At 61.8% G+C, this 14,383-nt stretch carries 12 protein-coding genes; 3 read left to right on the top strand and 9 right to left on the bottom strand.

Features of this window, described 5'->3' with window-relative positions; all coding sequences use genetic code 11:
• Window positions 1–75 precede the first annotated feature (75 nt).
• The 3 genes from WH50_RS25060 to WH50_RS25050 form a co-directional block, all read right to left on the bottom strand.
• Window positions 76–516 (bottom strand): GNAT family N-acetyltransferase, encoded by a 441-nt coding sequence (locus WH50_RS25060; protein ID WP_110190135.1) that lies wholly within the window; start codon window positions 514–516, stop codon window positions 76–78.
• 28 nt (window positions 517–544) lie between these two features.
• Entirely contained in the window at window positions 545–1,195 is a 651-nt protein-coding gene (locus tag WH50_RS25055; RefSeq protein ID WP_110190133.1) for an HAD family hydrolase, read from the bottom strand.
• 94 nt (window positions 1,196–1,289) lie between these two features.
• Complete coding sequence (locus tag WH50_RS25050) at window positions 1,290–2,102, bottom strand: TetR/AcrR family transcriptional regulator (protein ID WP_165838561.1); 813 nt, start codon at window positions 2,100–2,102, stop codon at window positions 1,290–1,292.
• Window positions 2,103–2,414: 312 nt separating this feature from the next.
• Between WH50_RS25050 and WH50_RS25045 the strand changes: the two genes are divergently transcribed.
• A complete protein-coding gene (locus WH50_RS25045; protein ID WP_110190128.1) occupies window positions 2,415–3,104 on the top strand; it encodes an alpha/beta hydrolase in 690 nt (229 codons plus the stop codon).
• 27 nt (window positions 3,105–3,131) lie between these two features.
• Here the strand turns inward: WH50_RS25045 and WH50_RS25040 are convergent, their stop codons facing one another.
• The 6 genes from WH50_RS25040 to WH50_RS25015 all read right to left on the bottom strand — a co-directional run bounded on the left by WH50_RS25040 (window position 3,132) and on the right by WH50_RS25015 (window position 11,681).
• Window positions 3,132–4,907, bottom strand: a complete 1,776-nt coding sequence (locus WH50_RS25040) for an HlyD family type I secretion periplasmic adaptor subunit (RefSeq protein WP_110190126.1) — start codon at window positions 4,905–4,907, stop codon at window positions 3,132–3,134.
• Between the two features lie 3 nt (window positions 4,908–4,910).
• Window positions 4,911–7,037 carry a peptidase domain-containing ABC transporter gene (locus WH50_RS25035; protein ID WP_110190124.1) on the bottom strand — a complete coding sequence of 709 codons (2,127 nt, stop codon included), beginning with the start codon at window positions 7,035–7,037 and terminating at the stop codon, window positions 4,911–4,913.
• 88 nt (window positions 7,038–7,125) lie between these two features.
• Window positions 7,126–7,443 (bottom strand): hypothetical protein, encoded by a 318-nt coding sequence (locus WH50_RS25030; protein ID WP_110190122.1) that lies wholly within the window; start codon window positions 7,441–7,443, stop codon window positions 7,126–7,128.
• Between the two features lie 16 nt (window positions 7,444–7,459).
• Entirely contained in the window at window positions 7,460–9,034 is a 1,575-nt protein-coding gene (locus tag WH50_RS25025; protein ID WP_110190120.1) for a TolC family protein, read from the bottom strand.
• Between the two features lie 233 nt (window positions 9,035–9,267).
• Window positions 9,268–11,004 carry a sensor histidine kinase gene (locus tag WH50_RS25020; protein WP_110190118.1) on the bottom strand — a complete coding sequence of 579 codons (1,737 nt, stop codon included), beginning with the start codon at window positions 11,002–11,004 and terminating at the stop codon, window positions 9,268–9,270.
• A complete protein-coding gene (locus WH50_RS25015; protein ID WP_104155854.1) occupies window positions 11,001–11,681 on the bottom strand; it encodes a response regulator transcription factor in 681 nt (226 codons plus the stop codon). Before WH50_RS25015 ends, WH50_RS25020 begins: the two co-directional genes overlap by 4 nt.
• 244 nt (window positions 11,682–11,925) lie before the next feature.
• On the opposite strand from WH50_RS25015, the gene WH50_RS25010 reads away from it, so the two are divergent.
• Both WH50_RS25010 and WH50_RS25005 read left to right on the top strand, forming a co-directional pair.
• Window positions 11,926–12,543, top strand: coding sequence for a hypothetical protein (locus WH50_RS25010; protein WP_133251431.1), 618 nt, complete (start codon window positions 11,926–11,928; stop codon window positions 12,541–12,543).
• A 132-nt stretch (window positions 12,544–12,675) separates the two neighbouring features.
• Window positions 12,676–14,383: beta strand repeat-containing protein (locus tag WH50_RS25005; RefSeq protein ID WP_165838560.1), on the top strand; the 1,708-nt coding region annotated here is incomplete at its 3' end.

Raw genomic sequence — 14,383 nt, 5'->3', positions numbered from 1 at the left:
TAGTCCACTAAACTCCGCTTTTTCGCCTGTTTTTTCCTTGTCTCGGCTGCCTCGATGACGTTTTTCAACAGCCTGTTAAAGGGCAAGAAAGAAACGCTTTTTATCTTTGCTGGTGGCACCCAGACGCTGATAGAACCTGACAGCGCTGTGGTTATCGGCAGGCGTCTGCCATTGCAGATGCGTGCAGCGCAGCTGTCTGGCCAGCTGTTTGAGCTGCTCGATAAACTGATACCCCAGCCCATGGCCACGATGGCTTTCACTGATGTAGAGGCAGTCCATATGCAGGAAATAGTCAGCATCCCAGGTGGAAAATTCCCGGGTTGCGCTGGCATAGCCCGTCAGGGTATCGCCTTCGACCGCTACCAGCACAAATAGGGCGGGTTGCGGACTCCAGATGGCCGCCTCCAGTTGCGCCAGCTTCCCCGCAGGGTCATAAGTCGCGCCTTCATAGCGGGCATGGTCGCCACATAATACCAGCAGCTGTGGTAAGTCCTGCCGTTCAACGGTCCGAATCACGCCTTTCTCCTGCGTTGTCTTGAGTCTGTTACTGGTTGTCTGTCGCCAGAGCGTTGATCAGGTCAGGCAGTTGCGCCATATCGGCCAGTGGCAGGGTGCCCATCTGCTGCAGGCTGAAGCGCTGCTCGCCATAGCCCACGACGGTCATCCCGGCGCGCAGACCGGCTTCGGCCCCAAAGGGGCTGTCTTCCACCACCAGACAGGCGGCGGGCTCAATGCCCAGCTGTGCGGCGGCATGCAGATATAATGCGGGGTCGGGCTTATGGCGGTCGAGATCGTAGGCGCTGTAGAGGTGTTCGCCAAAGTGATGGCGCAGGCCGGTGCTGTCGAGGTTGATCAGGATTTTTTCCATCGACCCGTTGGAGGCGACGGCCCGCGGCAGCGTCAGACGTTGCAAGGCACTGTGGATACCGGGGATGGGTTGCAGCTGCTGGCGCAGCAGCACGTATTCACGCTGGCGGAACTGCTCCAGAAAATCGCCGGGTAGTGGGCGTTGCAGCCATTCAGCGACATTGTCCAGACAGTCACTCATGCGCTGGCTAGACACGGAAATCAGGCGCTGGCCGAGATCATGCTCGATGCCCAGTTCTGTAATCATGGTCAGCAGCAAGCCCTTGGAAAGAGGCTCGCTGTCGACCAGAACCCCGTCACAATCAAATAACACCGCCTGAATCTTCACTCTGCACTCCTTGTGGTGTTTGAGCGGTCAATATCATCGACAAGGAGTACGGTGAGGGTCAAGGCGGCTGGGCATGCGCTACTGAGGGTGGCGATCAGTCACTGAGCATGCCCATGTCATGCTTTTTTTTCTTTTTCTTGTCCTTTTTGTCTTTGCCGCCTTTGTCCTTTTTCTTTTTCTCCGCCTTGGCTGGCGCGCTTTCCGCTACCTCACTGACGGTCTCGGTAGCGGTCACTGCACAGCTGGCCAGCACGTCTTCAATATGGGCAGTCAGGCTGTCATCGAGGCTGACCGTTTCACCGCTGAGCAGGGCGCTGAGCTGATAGGGTCCAAGCAGGCTGCTGAGCAGATAGGCACCGTGATCGCTGCTCACCGGGCAGCTGAGGCCCAGGCTCGCCAGCACAATAGCGAGATGGCTGGTGGTGGCCTGCAGACCCTGTGTATTCAGGGCCTGAGCCAGTGCCGGATTGGTTTCGCTGATGGCAGCACGGGTCAGCGCCAGCGTCGCGGGGCTGAGCCAGAAGGCCAGCACAGCGCGCAGATGCACGGGCAGCACGGCGGCGTCGCTGACACTGGCGCTGAGCAAGGGGGTCAGGTGCTGGGCAATATGCTGCTCAATCAGCTGCACGAACAGCCCTTCACGGTTGCCGAACCAGGAATACAGGGTTTCTTTGGAAGCGCCGGCATCACGGGCAATGGCCAGCATGCTGGTGGCGGTGTAACCCTGGCTCTGCAGCAGATCAAGGGCGGTGCTGAGGATGGCCTGACGGCGCTCCTGCTGAGCTTCGGCGGTTGAAGCCGGGCTGGCGGCCGGTTTGGTTGACCGGGTACGGGGTTTGGCAGGTGCTGCGGGTGTGGCTGTCGGGGGGGTAGCGGTCGTTGTTGTGGTTTTCTTGCGGGTAGCCATCAAATACTCCATTTATTCGGGCTGTGGAGTGGCGTTGGACCCTGAGGCTTATCTCGTTATCAGCCTGTGGTTGCGACAGGTTGGCCACTCTTATTGTGATTGCACTCGACATTGCCTGGGTGACCGACACGTTTATCGGCTCCGCTGGCGTACCCGTGAGTCTAGTCCTGTTGTTCGCATTGTTCAGTGTCATTTTTATGACAGTCATCAAATTGACAAGAAATTATGCTCGGGGCAGGGTGCTGCTGAGCCAGTAATGCGTCAGTGCTGACATCGTCAGCAGGCGCTGCCTGTCAGGGAGCTAAGAGAAACATGACTGCAATACAGCCGTTTTACCTGCCCTTTGGCGATGGCCATCTGGCGGGCGACTGCCTTGGCCGCACAGCGCAGGTGCTGTGCCTGCATGGAGCAGGGCAAAGCCACCGTGGTCGGTTCCACTGGCTGCGTGAAGGCTTGTGGCAGCGGGGTATCGGCTCGCTGGCACTGGATATGCCGGGCCATGGTGACAGTGCCGGGGCGCTCAGGCAGTCGAGTCTGCGCGAGCGGACCGAACAGGCACTGCGGGTGCTGGCCACCCAGCCCTGGACGGCACCGCTGACGGTGGTCGGTGCCAGCATGAGTGGCTACACCGCGCTGCGGCTGAGTACGGCAGTGCCGGTCGCCAATCTGGTGCTGATGGTCCCAGCGGCCTACCACCGCGAGGCTTACTCGCTGCGTTTCGATCAGGGTTTTACCGAGCTGATCCGCCAGCCCGGCAGCTGGCGCGCCTCCGATGCCTGGGAGCGGCTGCAGGCATTTCGCGGCAATCTGTTATTGCTCAGCGGGCAGGAGGATGAGGTGATTCCGGCGGAGGTGTTGCAGCAGTATGAGCAGCATGCCCGACAGGCGGCCAGTGTGACGCACCTGCGCTTTGCCTGTGGTCACCAGCTCAATGGCTATCTGGCGCAGGCACCTGCAGCGGCGCGGCAGGTCATTGAGCAGATTGCGGGATGGTATCGCTGAGTGTGAACCTGTTCTGGTACGCCATATTTACGGCTCGCGGAAACTCTGATGCAGGGCACGGGCAACCGGATAGAACAGATAGGAAATCATCCGCCGCTCGCCCACCTGAATATCCGCCGTGGCGGTCATGCCGGGGCGCAGGGCAAAGCTTGGTGGTACGTCAAACAGCTTCTGGCCATCAATGCGGATACGGGCGCGGTACATGGCCTCTTCCGGTGTCTGGCGGTTGTTGCCCTTGACCGAATCGGCACTGAGGTAGGTCAGGGTACCGGTGAGGATGCCGTGGCGTACCGAGGGCAGGGTATCGAGGCGGATCTGCGCCGGGTCACCGACCTTGATCTGGCCGATATCACTGGGGCTGATGGCCACTTCAAACTCCTGCGCCACCTTGTCGGGGACGATCTCGAACAGGGTTTCCGCCGGGCGAATCACCGCACCGGGGTTCTGCAGGGCAATGCTCTGGACGATGCCATCGGCGGGCGCACGCAGGGCCACCAGCCCGGCGTTGCGGTCCTGCTTGGTCAGCTGGGCCTGCAACTGGGTGAGCTGGCGCTGCAGGTCACTCATGTCGGATTCATTCTGTGCCTGCCACTGGGCACTAAAGGCCTGCAGTTGCGCCTGCTTGGCGGCCAGCTGCTTGCTGCTGCTCTGAATGGCGGAGCGGGTGGCTTCGGTATCCTTGGCCACTTCGGTCAGGGACTGCGCCGCCTTCAGGTACTCCAGCCGGTATACCCCGTCACGCTGATAGGCTTCTTTTTCCCGCTGGTACTGGTCCTGCTTGAGGGCGGTAAATTCCTTGGTCAGTTTGAGTTGCTGCTGCTGGTCCCTGAGCGCCTGCTTTTGCCCCTGCAGCTGGCTGTCGAGAGCGGCGATGTCGTTGCGATAACTGTCGACGCTGGCCTGATACTGGCGCTGCCGTACCTGATACAGAGTGGCCTGTCGGGCCTGTTCCTGCGCATCGCTGCTGAAGGCGGGGGCGTCAGCATCGGGATGATCCTGCCACTGCTGTTCGGCACCCAGCCGGGCCATCTGCGCCTGCGCGGCGGTCAGTTGCTGGCGCACGCTGTACTGGTCGGCTTCGGCCACCGAGGGGTCGAGCAGGGCGAGCAGCTGCCCCTGTTTGACCGCCTCACCTTCCTGCACCTTCACTTCTTTCAGCAGTGCCTGATCAAAACTCTGCACCACCATGGTCGGTACATCGGTGATCAGCTTGCCGTGGCCGCTGATCACGGTCTGGGTTTTCGCCACGGCCGCCCAGGCAATCAGGCTCAGCAGCGCCGCACACAGGACTGGTACGGTCCAGCGCAGCAGCTGCGGTGCTTCATGCTGTTGCAGCAGCAGGTAGTCGGGGTTGAAGGCGCTGATTTGTGGCTCGGCTGCCGGAAGCAGGGAGGTGCTGGCCGAAGGTGCTGCCGTGGCGGCTGGCGTGATGCGAGCCTGCTCCAGCAGCTGCCGGGCGTAATCGGCATCTTCCGCCATGCGGGCGATGATGGTATCGCGGTCAACGATCTGCAGGCGCGTCAGGGTTTCCGCCAAGGCGTTGTAACGGCGCGGGCTGAGAGCGACCAGCTCGCTGTCGGCCAGCAGGCTGCCAGCGCCCAGACTGTCGCCGACTTCCACCTCATCGCCGTTGGGGCGCATCAGCGCCACCCGACCACTGACGATGCGATAGGCCTCGCGCGGAGCGCTGTCGAGGGCGTAGATCAGCTCGCCGGGGGCGAATTCCAGCAGGGTGGTGTCCCTGCTGTCGGCGTGATCGTCAACAGGAGAAATAATGGTAGGCACGGGTTGTGGTGCGTTCATGGCTTACCCCTGAGGATGCTGGATGCGCCACAGGCCGCGATACAGTGCACAGCGTGACAGCAAGGTGGCGTGAGGAGCGAGGTCGAGCAGGCGACCCTGGTTGAGCACGGCGATCTGATCCATATCGGTCAGCATCGACAGGCGGTGGGAGATCTGGATCACGGTACGCTCGCGGCTGATCTGCTGCAGGCTCTTGCGGATCGCCGCTTCACTTTCCGGATCGAGGGCGCTGGTCGCCTCATCCAGAATCAGAATGCGCGGGTTGACCAGCAGGGCACGGGCCAGTGCCAGCCGCTGGCGCTGACCGCCGGACAGATTACCGCCGTGCTCTTCCAGCGGCGTGTCGTAGCCCTGTGGCAGCTGCTCGATGAATTCGTGGGCCTGCGCCTGTTTAGCCACCTGAATCACCTCATCCAGACTGGCCCAGGGTCGTGCCTTGGCGATGTTGTCCCGCACGGTACCGCGGAACACCATGGCTTCCTGACTGACTACGCTGATCTGCCCGCGCAGATGGCTGGCGTCGTACTCGCGCACGTCCTGACCGTCGATGCGCACCAGACCGCTGCCCGGTTCCAGCAGGCCCAGCAGCAGTCTGACCAGTGTTGATTTACCGGAGCCACTGCGGCCGACGATGCCGAGACTCTGCCCGGCCTTGAGCGACAGGCTGAGCTGGTCCAGAGCCGGACGCTGGCGGTCGGGGTAACAGTAGCTGAGGTTGTCGATGTCGATCTGACCGCGAACCGGGCTGGTCAGGCCGCCTTCCTTCTGTTGTGCCGGTGCCTGATTGAGCAGGCGCGCCAGCATGCCCAGTGAGATGCTGGTCTGCTGGAACTTGCTCAGCAGCTGTACCAGCTGCACCAGCGGTGACGTCACCCGCGCAGACATGATGTTGAAGGCAATCAGGGCACCGGCGGTGAGCTGGTTGTCGAGCAGCAGCTGGGTGCCGACCCACATGCACACCACGTACATCAGCTTCATCAGCAGCTGGCTGACTTCGCCGGCCAGTACGGTGCGACGACCGATCAGGTACTGCAGACGGGTGGCCTGTGCCGAGCTTTCCAGCAGCTGGCGTTGCTGGGTGGATTCCAGCGCCAGCGACTTGACCGTCTCGATGCCCTGAATGGTTTCGGTCAGCAGCGCCTGACGGGCGGATTCCGCCTCATACAGGCTGACCAGCCGCGGCTTGTTGCTCCAGGCGCTGATCAGGGTGGTCAGAGCGATCAGGGCAGAAAACACCAGCACGATCAGGGTCAGCTGCCAGCTGAAGAAAAACAGGGTGGGCAGGATCACCACCAGCGCCAGCAGCTCGATCAGAGTCAGCAGCAGGTTGCCGGTAAAAAACTCGCGGATTTGCTGGGTCTGCTGGATATGTTTGACCAGCGTACCGGCCGCGGTGCGCTGGAACAGCCCCAGTGGCAGTTGCAGCAGGCGGCGGAAGCTGAACGCGGTGGCCCGCATGTCCAGACGGCTGGTGGCGTGCAGCAGCAACAGGCTGCGCAGGCCGCCGAACAGGGCATTGAACAGCAGGGCAATCAGCACCCCGGCAAACAGCACATGCAGGGTGTCGAGATTGTGGTAGGTGATGACCTTGTCGAACACCACCTGGGTGAAGATCGCCGGGGTAAAGGCCAACACCTGCAGGAACAGCGCCAGCAGAATGACCTGAGTGAACAGCCCGCGCTGCTGACCGATTTCGGCGACGAACCAGTGCCAGCCAAAACGGGCGCTGGCCTGCTCGCGGCTTTCATCGCGCTTGAGCAGCAGTGCCTGCCCGGTGTAGGCCTGCTCGAAACGTTCGCGCGGCAGCCAGGTCAGGGCCACATCGGCCGACAGCGGGTCGAGAATCTGCACCTGCTCTTCGCCATCGACATGGCGGACGTTGACCACCAGCACCGACAAGCCATTGCGCAGCCGGGCAATCAGCGGCAGGGCATCGCTGGCCTTGAGCAGGCCGCGCCAGTCCAGACTCAGGGCGCTGGCCTTGAGACCGAGCGCGGCGGCAATACCGGCCAGCGCCGGATAGGCCACTTCGGCATCGGTGATGGCATGGTCACGCTTGAGCTTTTCCACCGTGGTGGTGTGCCCCAGTTGGCGACCGGCCAGTACCAGACATTTCAGCGCTGAGTCCATGGAGTGTTCACTGCCTGCTTACAAAGGTTAAAGGGGTCTGTCGTCCTGCTGTGTCGCGTCGCTCAGCCTGGCTGAACAACGGTGGCGATCAGGCAAAGTTGGCGCTGCCCTGCGCGCGTTGCACCGGTGGCGGGCTATCCTGCTCCGCTTCGCTGTGCAGCAGGGTCTCGTCAGCCGGCTGGCGGCGCTGCAGCAGGCCCTTGCCTTCCATCTGGCGCACCAGCTTGTCGAGGGTGTTGTACATCTGCAGAAAACCTTCCGGTGAGACCACCAGCCGCTCCACCACTTCGCGTGGCGGCTTGTTCTGCTCGTCACGGGCGCCGGCGGTGTAGCTGAACAGATCCATGCGGATCAGGCCGGAGACGATGGAGACTTCCTGGATACCGTCGATCAGTGTCTGTTTCATGGTCAGTGCTCCTGAATCAGGGAGTGGGGGTGCCCAGTGCCAGCGCCAGAGGCTGCGCCGGGTGAGCCGTAGCGGATGTGCTGGCCAGCGCGGCAGGCTGGATAGCCAGCAGCTGCTGTTGAATCTGTGCGGGCAACTGCTGCCAGTACTGGCGCAGCTGCTGCTGTGAGCTGCTGGCGGACTCGGCCGCTCCGGCCAGTACCGCCGCAGGTACCAGCTGAATACCGCTGGCCTGCAACAGCTGCCAGTAGGCCTGCAGCATGTCCTGACGGGCCTGATTGGCCGCCACCTGGGCCTGAATGGCCTGTACTTCGGCACGGGCCCGGTCCAGCTCATCATCCTCGTAGAAGGGGGTGCGGGTGCGGCGGATGGCGGCGATACGCTCGGCGGCATCGGCGCGCTGCTGACTTTCCAGCCAGCTGTCATGGCTCATCTGCAGGGCTTCCCGCGAGAGCCGTACCTGTTCGACGGTGAGGTAGCCCAGTGCCAGCTGTTTCAGCTCCAGCTGTTGCTGCTGCAACACCACCTGCTTGTGCTGCACCACGGCGGATACCAGTCCGAGCAGATTGAACGCTAGGCTGAAGCCGTGCTGCTGCCAGCTGGGCGGGTCGAGGTTGATGTCGGTGTCGTATTCCTTGGCGTAGAACAGCTGCAACCCCGGCAGGGCACTGGTCCAGGCCATCCGCGCCTGTTCCCGCAGCAGCCGGGCCTGAATGTCGTTCTCGCGCAGATCATTGCGGAAGTAGAGGGCGTGTTGTTCAAGCTGGTCTTCCGGTACGCCAAGCAGAGCGCTGACCAGATCCGCCGCAGGCAGGCTGGTGTCATCAGCGGCAATCTGTACACGCTGACCGGCACTGGCCAGCTGGGTGCCGAGGTTGCTGGCGGCCTTGTCGCCACGCAGGCGGGTGGTGCGAATCTGCGACTTCAGCGCCAGCAGGGTGTCGGCGTACTGCGCCAGTACCAGCGGGTCACGCAGCTGTGCCTGCTGCAGGCGTTGCAGCAGGGCCTGAGTGCTGTCGATGCTGGCGTCAGCACGGTCCAGTGCGGCGGCCTGCTGCTGAAAGTCGGCCAGTTGCTGCCAGGCGACAAGGGTATCGCTGGCGACCTGATCGGCGGTGTCCTGATAGCGCTGGCGGTAGACCAGCTGGCGCTCACCGGCCTGCTGGGCTTTCAGCCATTGTCCGGCCAGTGCCAGCACATTCCAGGAAACCTGCGCGGCGTAATCCTTGCGGTTGAGCGGGTCGCTGCTGTCTTCCACCCGGTCACGCAGGGTGTAGCCTGCCTGCACGCTGAAGTCGGGCAGCATCTGCAGCCGTGCCATGTCCAGCTCACCGCTGGCGAGCAGGGTGTCGAGGGCACTGACCTTGAGACTGAGGTTGTTGTGCAGGGCGACGCTGACTGCCGCCGCGGCATCCAGCGGTGCTGCGGGCAGTTGTCCCTGCAGGGCAGGCATGGCCTGTTGCTGGCGGGCTACCCGTTGCTGCACATCCGCGGTCAGCGGTGCCACCTTCCCGGCACAGGCGCTGAGCAGCAGGCTGGCAAGCAGCACGGCAGCGGGGCGCAGGCAGGCAGGAACGGTGGTGTGGTGCATGGTGAAACCCTTGTTAGCTGAGAACCTGCTGACGATCTGGCCATGCGACGTTGAAAAGCCCTTCGGTGCGCGTGTTCAGGCATCCTCTTTGAGTAATGCTCATCGCTTTGAGTAATGCTCATTGAGAAAGCCCGAGGCCTCGCGTCCTCAGTGCTGTTCGTCTTGTCTGGCTCGCTGGATCGTGAGCAGGTTCGGACTCCCGGCACGGCTCCCGCAGGAGCAGTGGATGGGCGTCATACTAGGTGGGTCTCGGCGTGGGGACCAATTACAGTTTTGTCATGGAAAGGCACGGTTTTCTGTCGGTTTGGCATGCCTTCGGTGGCGGGTAATGCGGGCAGCGTGAGGCGGAAGCAGGCTTCGCCGGGCTCGGCATGCAGCAGCACCAGATCGCCACCGTGGGCGCGGGCGATCTCACGGGCCAGCCCCAGCCCCAGCCCTAGGCCGTCCACCCGTCGCTCACCGCCCTGGCGGGCAATCTGCTGGGCACGGGGCATGTCCGGTGTGCCGCGCTGACGGCGTTCCGACGTCAGCACGCCGGGCGGAATGCGGTAGAAGCGATCAAACAGATGGTCGCGGTATTCAATGGCAATGCCCACCGAGGCATTGGCCAGATCGAGGCACCAGACATCGCCCTGACGGTGCACCACCAGACGAATCCAGCCTTCGGGCTTGCCGTATTTGATGGCATTGCTGATGAGGTTGTGGAATACCTGACGCAGCAGGTCCGGGTCGCCACTGATCACCAGCGGGCGTGGCACCTGCCAGTCAAATTCACGCTCCGGCGCCGCCATGGAGTAATCCTCCTCCAGCTCCTCCAGCATGGTGTACAGATCAATGGGTGCGCGCTGCAGCGGCAGTCTTCCGGCGTCGGCCTGTGCCAGCAACAGCAGCTTGCCAATGATGGCGTGCAGGCGGTGGGTCTCTTCCAGCAGCTTGCTCAGGGTGCTCTGCAACGGCGAGCCGTCCGGCGCCTGTTGCAGCGCCTGTTCCAGCCCGGCATGGAGGATCATCATCGGTGTTTTCAGCTCGTGAGCGGCATCGCCGGAGAAGCGCTTGGCCTGATGAAAACTGCGTTCCAGTCGCTCCAGCAGGGCATTGAAGACGGTCACGATGGCTTCAAATTCGCGATCATTGTCCGCCGCCGACAGCCGATGGGTCAGATCGGCTACGTCGATACCGGCGATGTTATCGCTGAGGTGATTGACCGAGCGCAGTGCCCGCCCTGATACCACCCAGGCACCGAGCAGCATCAGCAGCAGGGCCGGTGGCACTACCACCCACAGCTGGCTGAGACTGATCAGCAGCTGGGCACGCACCAGATCGAGATTGACCCCGGCATAGACCTTCCAGGCCGGATGCTCGATCCCTCCCATGCGCCAGTGCACACCGTCCACCTCAACGGTGCTCATGTCCACCTGCAGGTCTTTGTAGTAAGGCGGTGCGGGGATGCGGTCCAGCTGCTGCTGTGGCATCTGGCCATGGGGGACGAAGTTTCTTTCCTCATCGTAGGGAGGCGGCCTGTCCGTCGGCAGTGATTGCGCCGCCGCGGCTGGTGGTGGCGGAGGGACAGCTGGTCGCGAAGAGGGCTGACGGACATGAATGATGGCCACTGGCGGCAGCTGGTCCGGTTGCAGATGCTCGGGCCAGGTCTCGCTGCGGAAGGCCACTTCGCGCTTCTGATCCAGTGCCAGCAGCAGCACGCGCTGCTGGTCGGTATTAGCCGGGGTGTAGCCACTGAAGGCGCCGTCCAGCTGCTGATAAATGGTCGGCCATACCTGACGTGGCAAGCGACGGGACAGTTCCCCGGCGAATTCGGCGTGCAATGCGGCGTCGATCTGCTGCAGCCGCTGCTGCAGCAGGATATGCCAGGTCATGGCGGTAAAGATCGCCAGACTGAGCAGGGTAAGCAGTGCCGCCTGAAGGGCGACGCGCAGGCGAAAGGAGCGCAGGCGCAGGCTGGGAAATTTCACATCGAGCCATCCGGTTTGTTCAGACGGTAACCGACCCCCCTTATGGCTTCGATGGGGTTGGCGCCCGTTTGTTCCAGTTTTTTACGTATGCGCCGGATGCAGACGTCCACCACGTTGGTCTGGGGGTCGAAGTCATAACCCCAGACATGTTCGAGTATCTGGGTGCGGGTAAACACCCTGCCGGGAGAACGCATCAGGTACTCCAGCAGGTTGAACTCGCGGCCGGTCAGCTCCACCACCTCGCTGCCGCTGCGTACTTCGCGGCTGAGGCGGTCGAGGGTGAGGCCACCCAGACTCAGGGTGTTCTGCCGCTCGCCGGTGGCCCGCCGCAGCAGTGCCAGCATGCGGGCGACCAGCTCCTCCACGTAGAAGGGCTTGGCAAGGTAATCGTCGGCGCCGAGGTTGAGACCTTCGATACGGTCGTCCAGCTCGTTGCGGGCGGTCAGCAGAATCACCGGCGTGGTGCTGCCCTGTTTGCGCAGTGCCTTGAGAATCGACAGGCCGTCGCGGCCTGGCACCATGATGTCGAGCAGAATGACATCGAAGGTGCGGGTGCTGGCGTAGTCCATGCCGGTGTTGCCATCGGCACAATGATCGACACGAAAACCCTGTTCTTTCAGACCTGCACAAACAAATTCAGCGATACGTTGTTCATCTTCGATCAGCAAAACATTCATTGGCTGAGTCGGGCTCCAGAAATGTCGGTATGGCTCTGTACATCGCAATGACGGGGCTGGCCGGCAGATTCTGGTGCCTGTCCTTTCCGCTGTCGGGCCTTATGCTCGCAGCAGAACGGATTGCAGTTATCTTGCCGCAGAAGTCGCCCCGTCTTCGATGACATTTTTGTCATCATTATGCACAGAATCATGTCATCCACACGCGTTTTACTGACCCTGCCAGATAACCAGAAGGGGAAAGGGGATGGACTACGCAGCAAGTGTGCAATGGCTCGGAACAATGCGCGAAGATGGGGCGCACAACGCCAGCAAATTCGGCGTCGAGCTGGCCGGTGCTGTAGCCGCCCAGCCCGGTGGCCGTCGTCTGCTGCGCTGCCTGCAACCGAAAACCGGTGCGTTACAGTGGCTGCTGACCTTTGCCGGCGAACAGCCGCTGCAGCAGTTTTTTGATGACAGCCACGATCTCTGGTTTAACCATTTCAGCCAGCTGACCAGCAGCGAGCCCCCCTCTACCCTGCGTACCCTGCTCAGCAGCTACCGCCAGTCTCTGCGTCAGGCGCGGGTGCTGCTGCAGTTCCTCTTCCCGCTGCGCCAGAGTGCCAGCCTTGAGCATCTCGCTGATCAGCTGATCCCGGCGGTACAGGAGGCCCAGCGCTATGCCGGTTTCATTGGTGCCGAAGTGCTGCTCAATGTGCAGGACAACAGTCTGCAGCTGCTGCTGTTCTGGCACGACAGCGCCGGTTGTCAGCGCTATACCGCCGATAAGCCCGCCATCATCACCCGCGCCATCGAGCAGCTGGCGGCGGTGATGTACAAGCCCCAGGCCTTCGTGGTGCTGGGGGTCAGTGGCGGCACACAGTAATTGATAACGACGGCACCCGAGCGGTGCCGTCGTGCGTTTTCAGGTATGGGTTACGGGTCGAGCATCACAGGCCTGGTCACAACAGGACGCCAAGAGTAGCGACAGGATGTCGCCTGTATGAGGAATGACACCATGAGTGTATGGAGTTGGGTTAAGAAAAACGTGGTCGATCCGATCGTCAGCGCAGGGGAAGACCTGTGGGATGACATCGGTGACGATCTGAACGAAATCGGTGAGGCGTTCAGCGATCTGGGCGATGATCTGAAAGACCTGGCGGAAGATATTGCCGAGCTGGGTTACACCAACAAGAACCTGGGCGGTGGTAACAACACCTATACCGCCTCGTCTTTGGGCGCCAATATCATCGATGGCGAAGGGGGTAACGATACCATTACCGTCACCGCCGGTGCCTATAACAAGATCAGCGGTGGCTCGGGCAACGACACCCTGATCATCAAGGTGGGTGGCTACAACAAGGTTGATGGCGGCACCGGTGACGACACTATCAAGGTCTATTTTGGCTTCGATAACATCGTCAAGGGTGGCGACGGTAACGACAAGATTTATCTGTATGCGGCAGCCGTGGCAGATATCGATGCCGGTTCGGGCAACGATTATGTCTACAGCAACGCCGGTTATAACGACATCACCCTCGGCTCCGGCAACGACAGCGCCAGCCTTAACGGCGGTTATAACAAGGTCAGCGCCAGCAGCGGCAACAACAGCATTACCGCTTACGGCGGTGCCAACAAGGTAACCGTTGGCTCCGGCAACGACACCGTCAAGGTCTATGGTGGCAGCAACAAGGTCACCGACACGGGCGGCACCAACTCCTTTACCCTTGGCGGTGCCAGTAACACCCTGACTTCTGGCAGCGGTGCGGACACCGTGACTGCCGATGGCGCCTATAACAGCATCAAGACCTATGGCGGCAACGACAACATCAGCGTGACCGCGGCCAGCAACACCGTCTATGCCGGTGAGGGCAACGACACCGTCAGCGCCACGGCAGCCTACAACAAGATCTATGGCGAAGGCGGTGATGACACCATCAGCACCACCGGTGGCTATAACAAGATCGATGCGGGTTCCGGCAACGATACCGTCACGGCCTACGGTGGTTACAACGATATCGACAGCAGCTCTGGCAACAACAAGGTAACGGCCTACGGTGGCGCCAACGACGTCAACGTCGGCTCCGGCAATGACACCATCAAGGTCTACGGCGGCAGCAACAAGGTCACCGACAGCGGCGGTACTAACAGTTTCGTACTGGGCGGCGCCAGCAACGTTCTCACCTCCGGCAGCGGTGCGGACACCGTGACGGCTGATGGTGCCTATAACAGCATCAAGACCTACGGCGGCAACGACAATATCAGCGTGGCCGCGGCCAGCAACACCGTCTATGCCGGTGAAGGCAACGACACCGTCAGCGCCACGGCTGCCTACAACAAGATTTATGGCGAAGGCGGTGATGACACCATCAGCACCACCGGTGGCTATAACAAGATTGATGCGGGTTCCGGCAACGATACTGTGACTGCCTACGGGGGTTACAACGATATCGACAGCAGCTCCGGCAACAACAAGGTCTATGCCTACGGCGGCGCCAACGACGTCAACGTCGGCTCCGGTAATGATCGCGTCGAAGCCTACGGCGGCAGCAACAAGGTCACCGACAGTGGCGGCACCAACACCTTTGTACTGGGTGGTGCCAGCAACGTGCTGACTTCCGGCAGCGGTGCGGAAACCGTGACCGCCGATGGTGCCTACAACAACATCAGGACCTACGGTGGGGACGACACCCTCACCCTGGGGGCGGCGGCCAACCTTATCGATG

Origin of the sequence: Pokkaliibacter plantistimulans, from assembly GCF_003194385.1 — a bacterium.
Taxonomy (GTDB): Bacteria; Pseudomonadota; Gammaproteobacteria; order Pseudomonadales; family Balneatricaceae; genus Pokkaliibacter; species Pokkaliibacter plantistimulans.
Note: the sequence above shows the minus strand (reverse complement) of the source record. Positions and strands in the feature narration are given on the sequence as shown.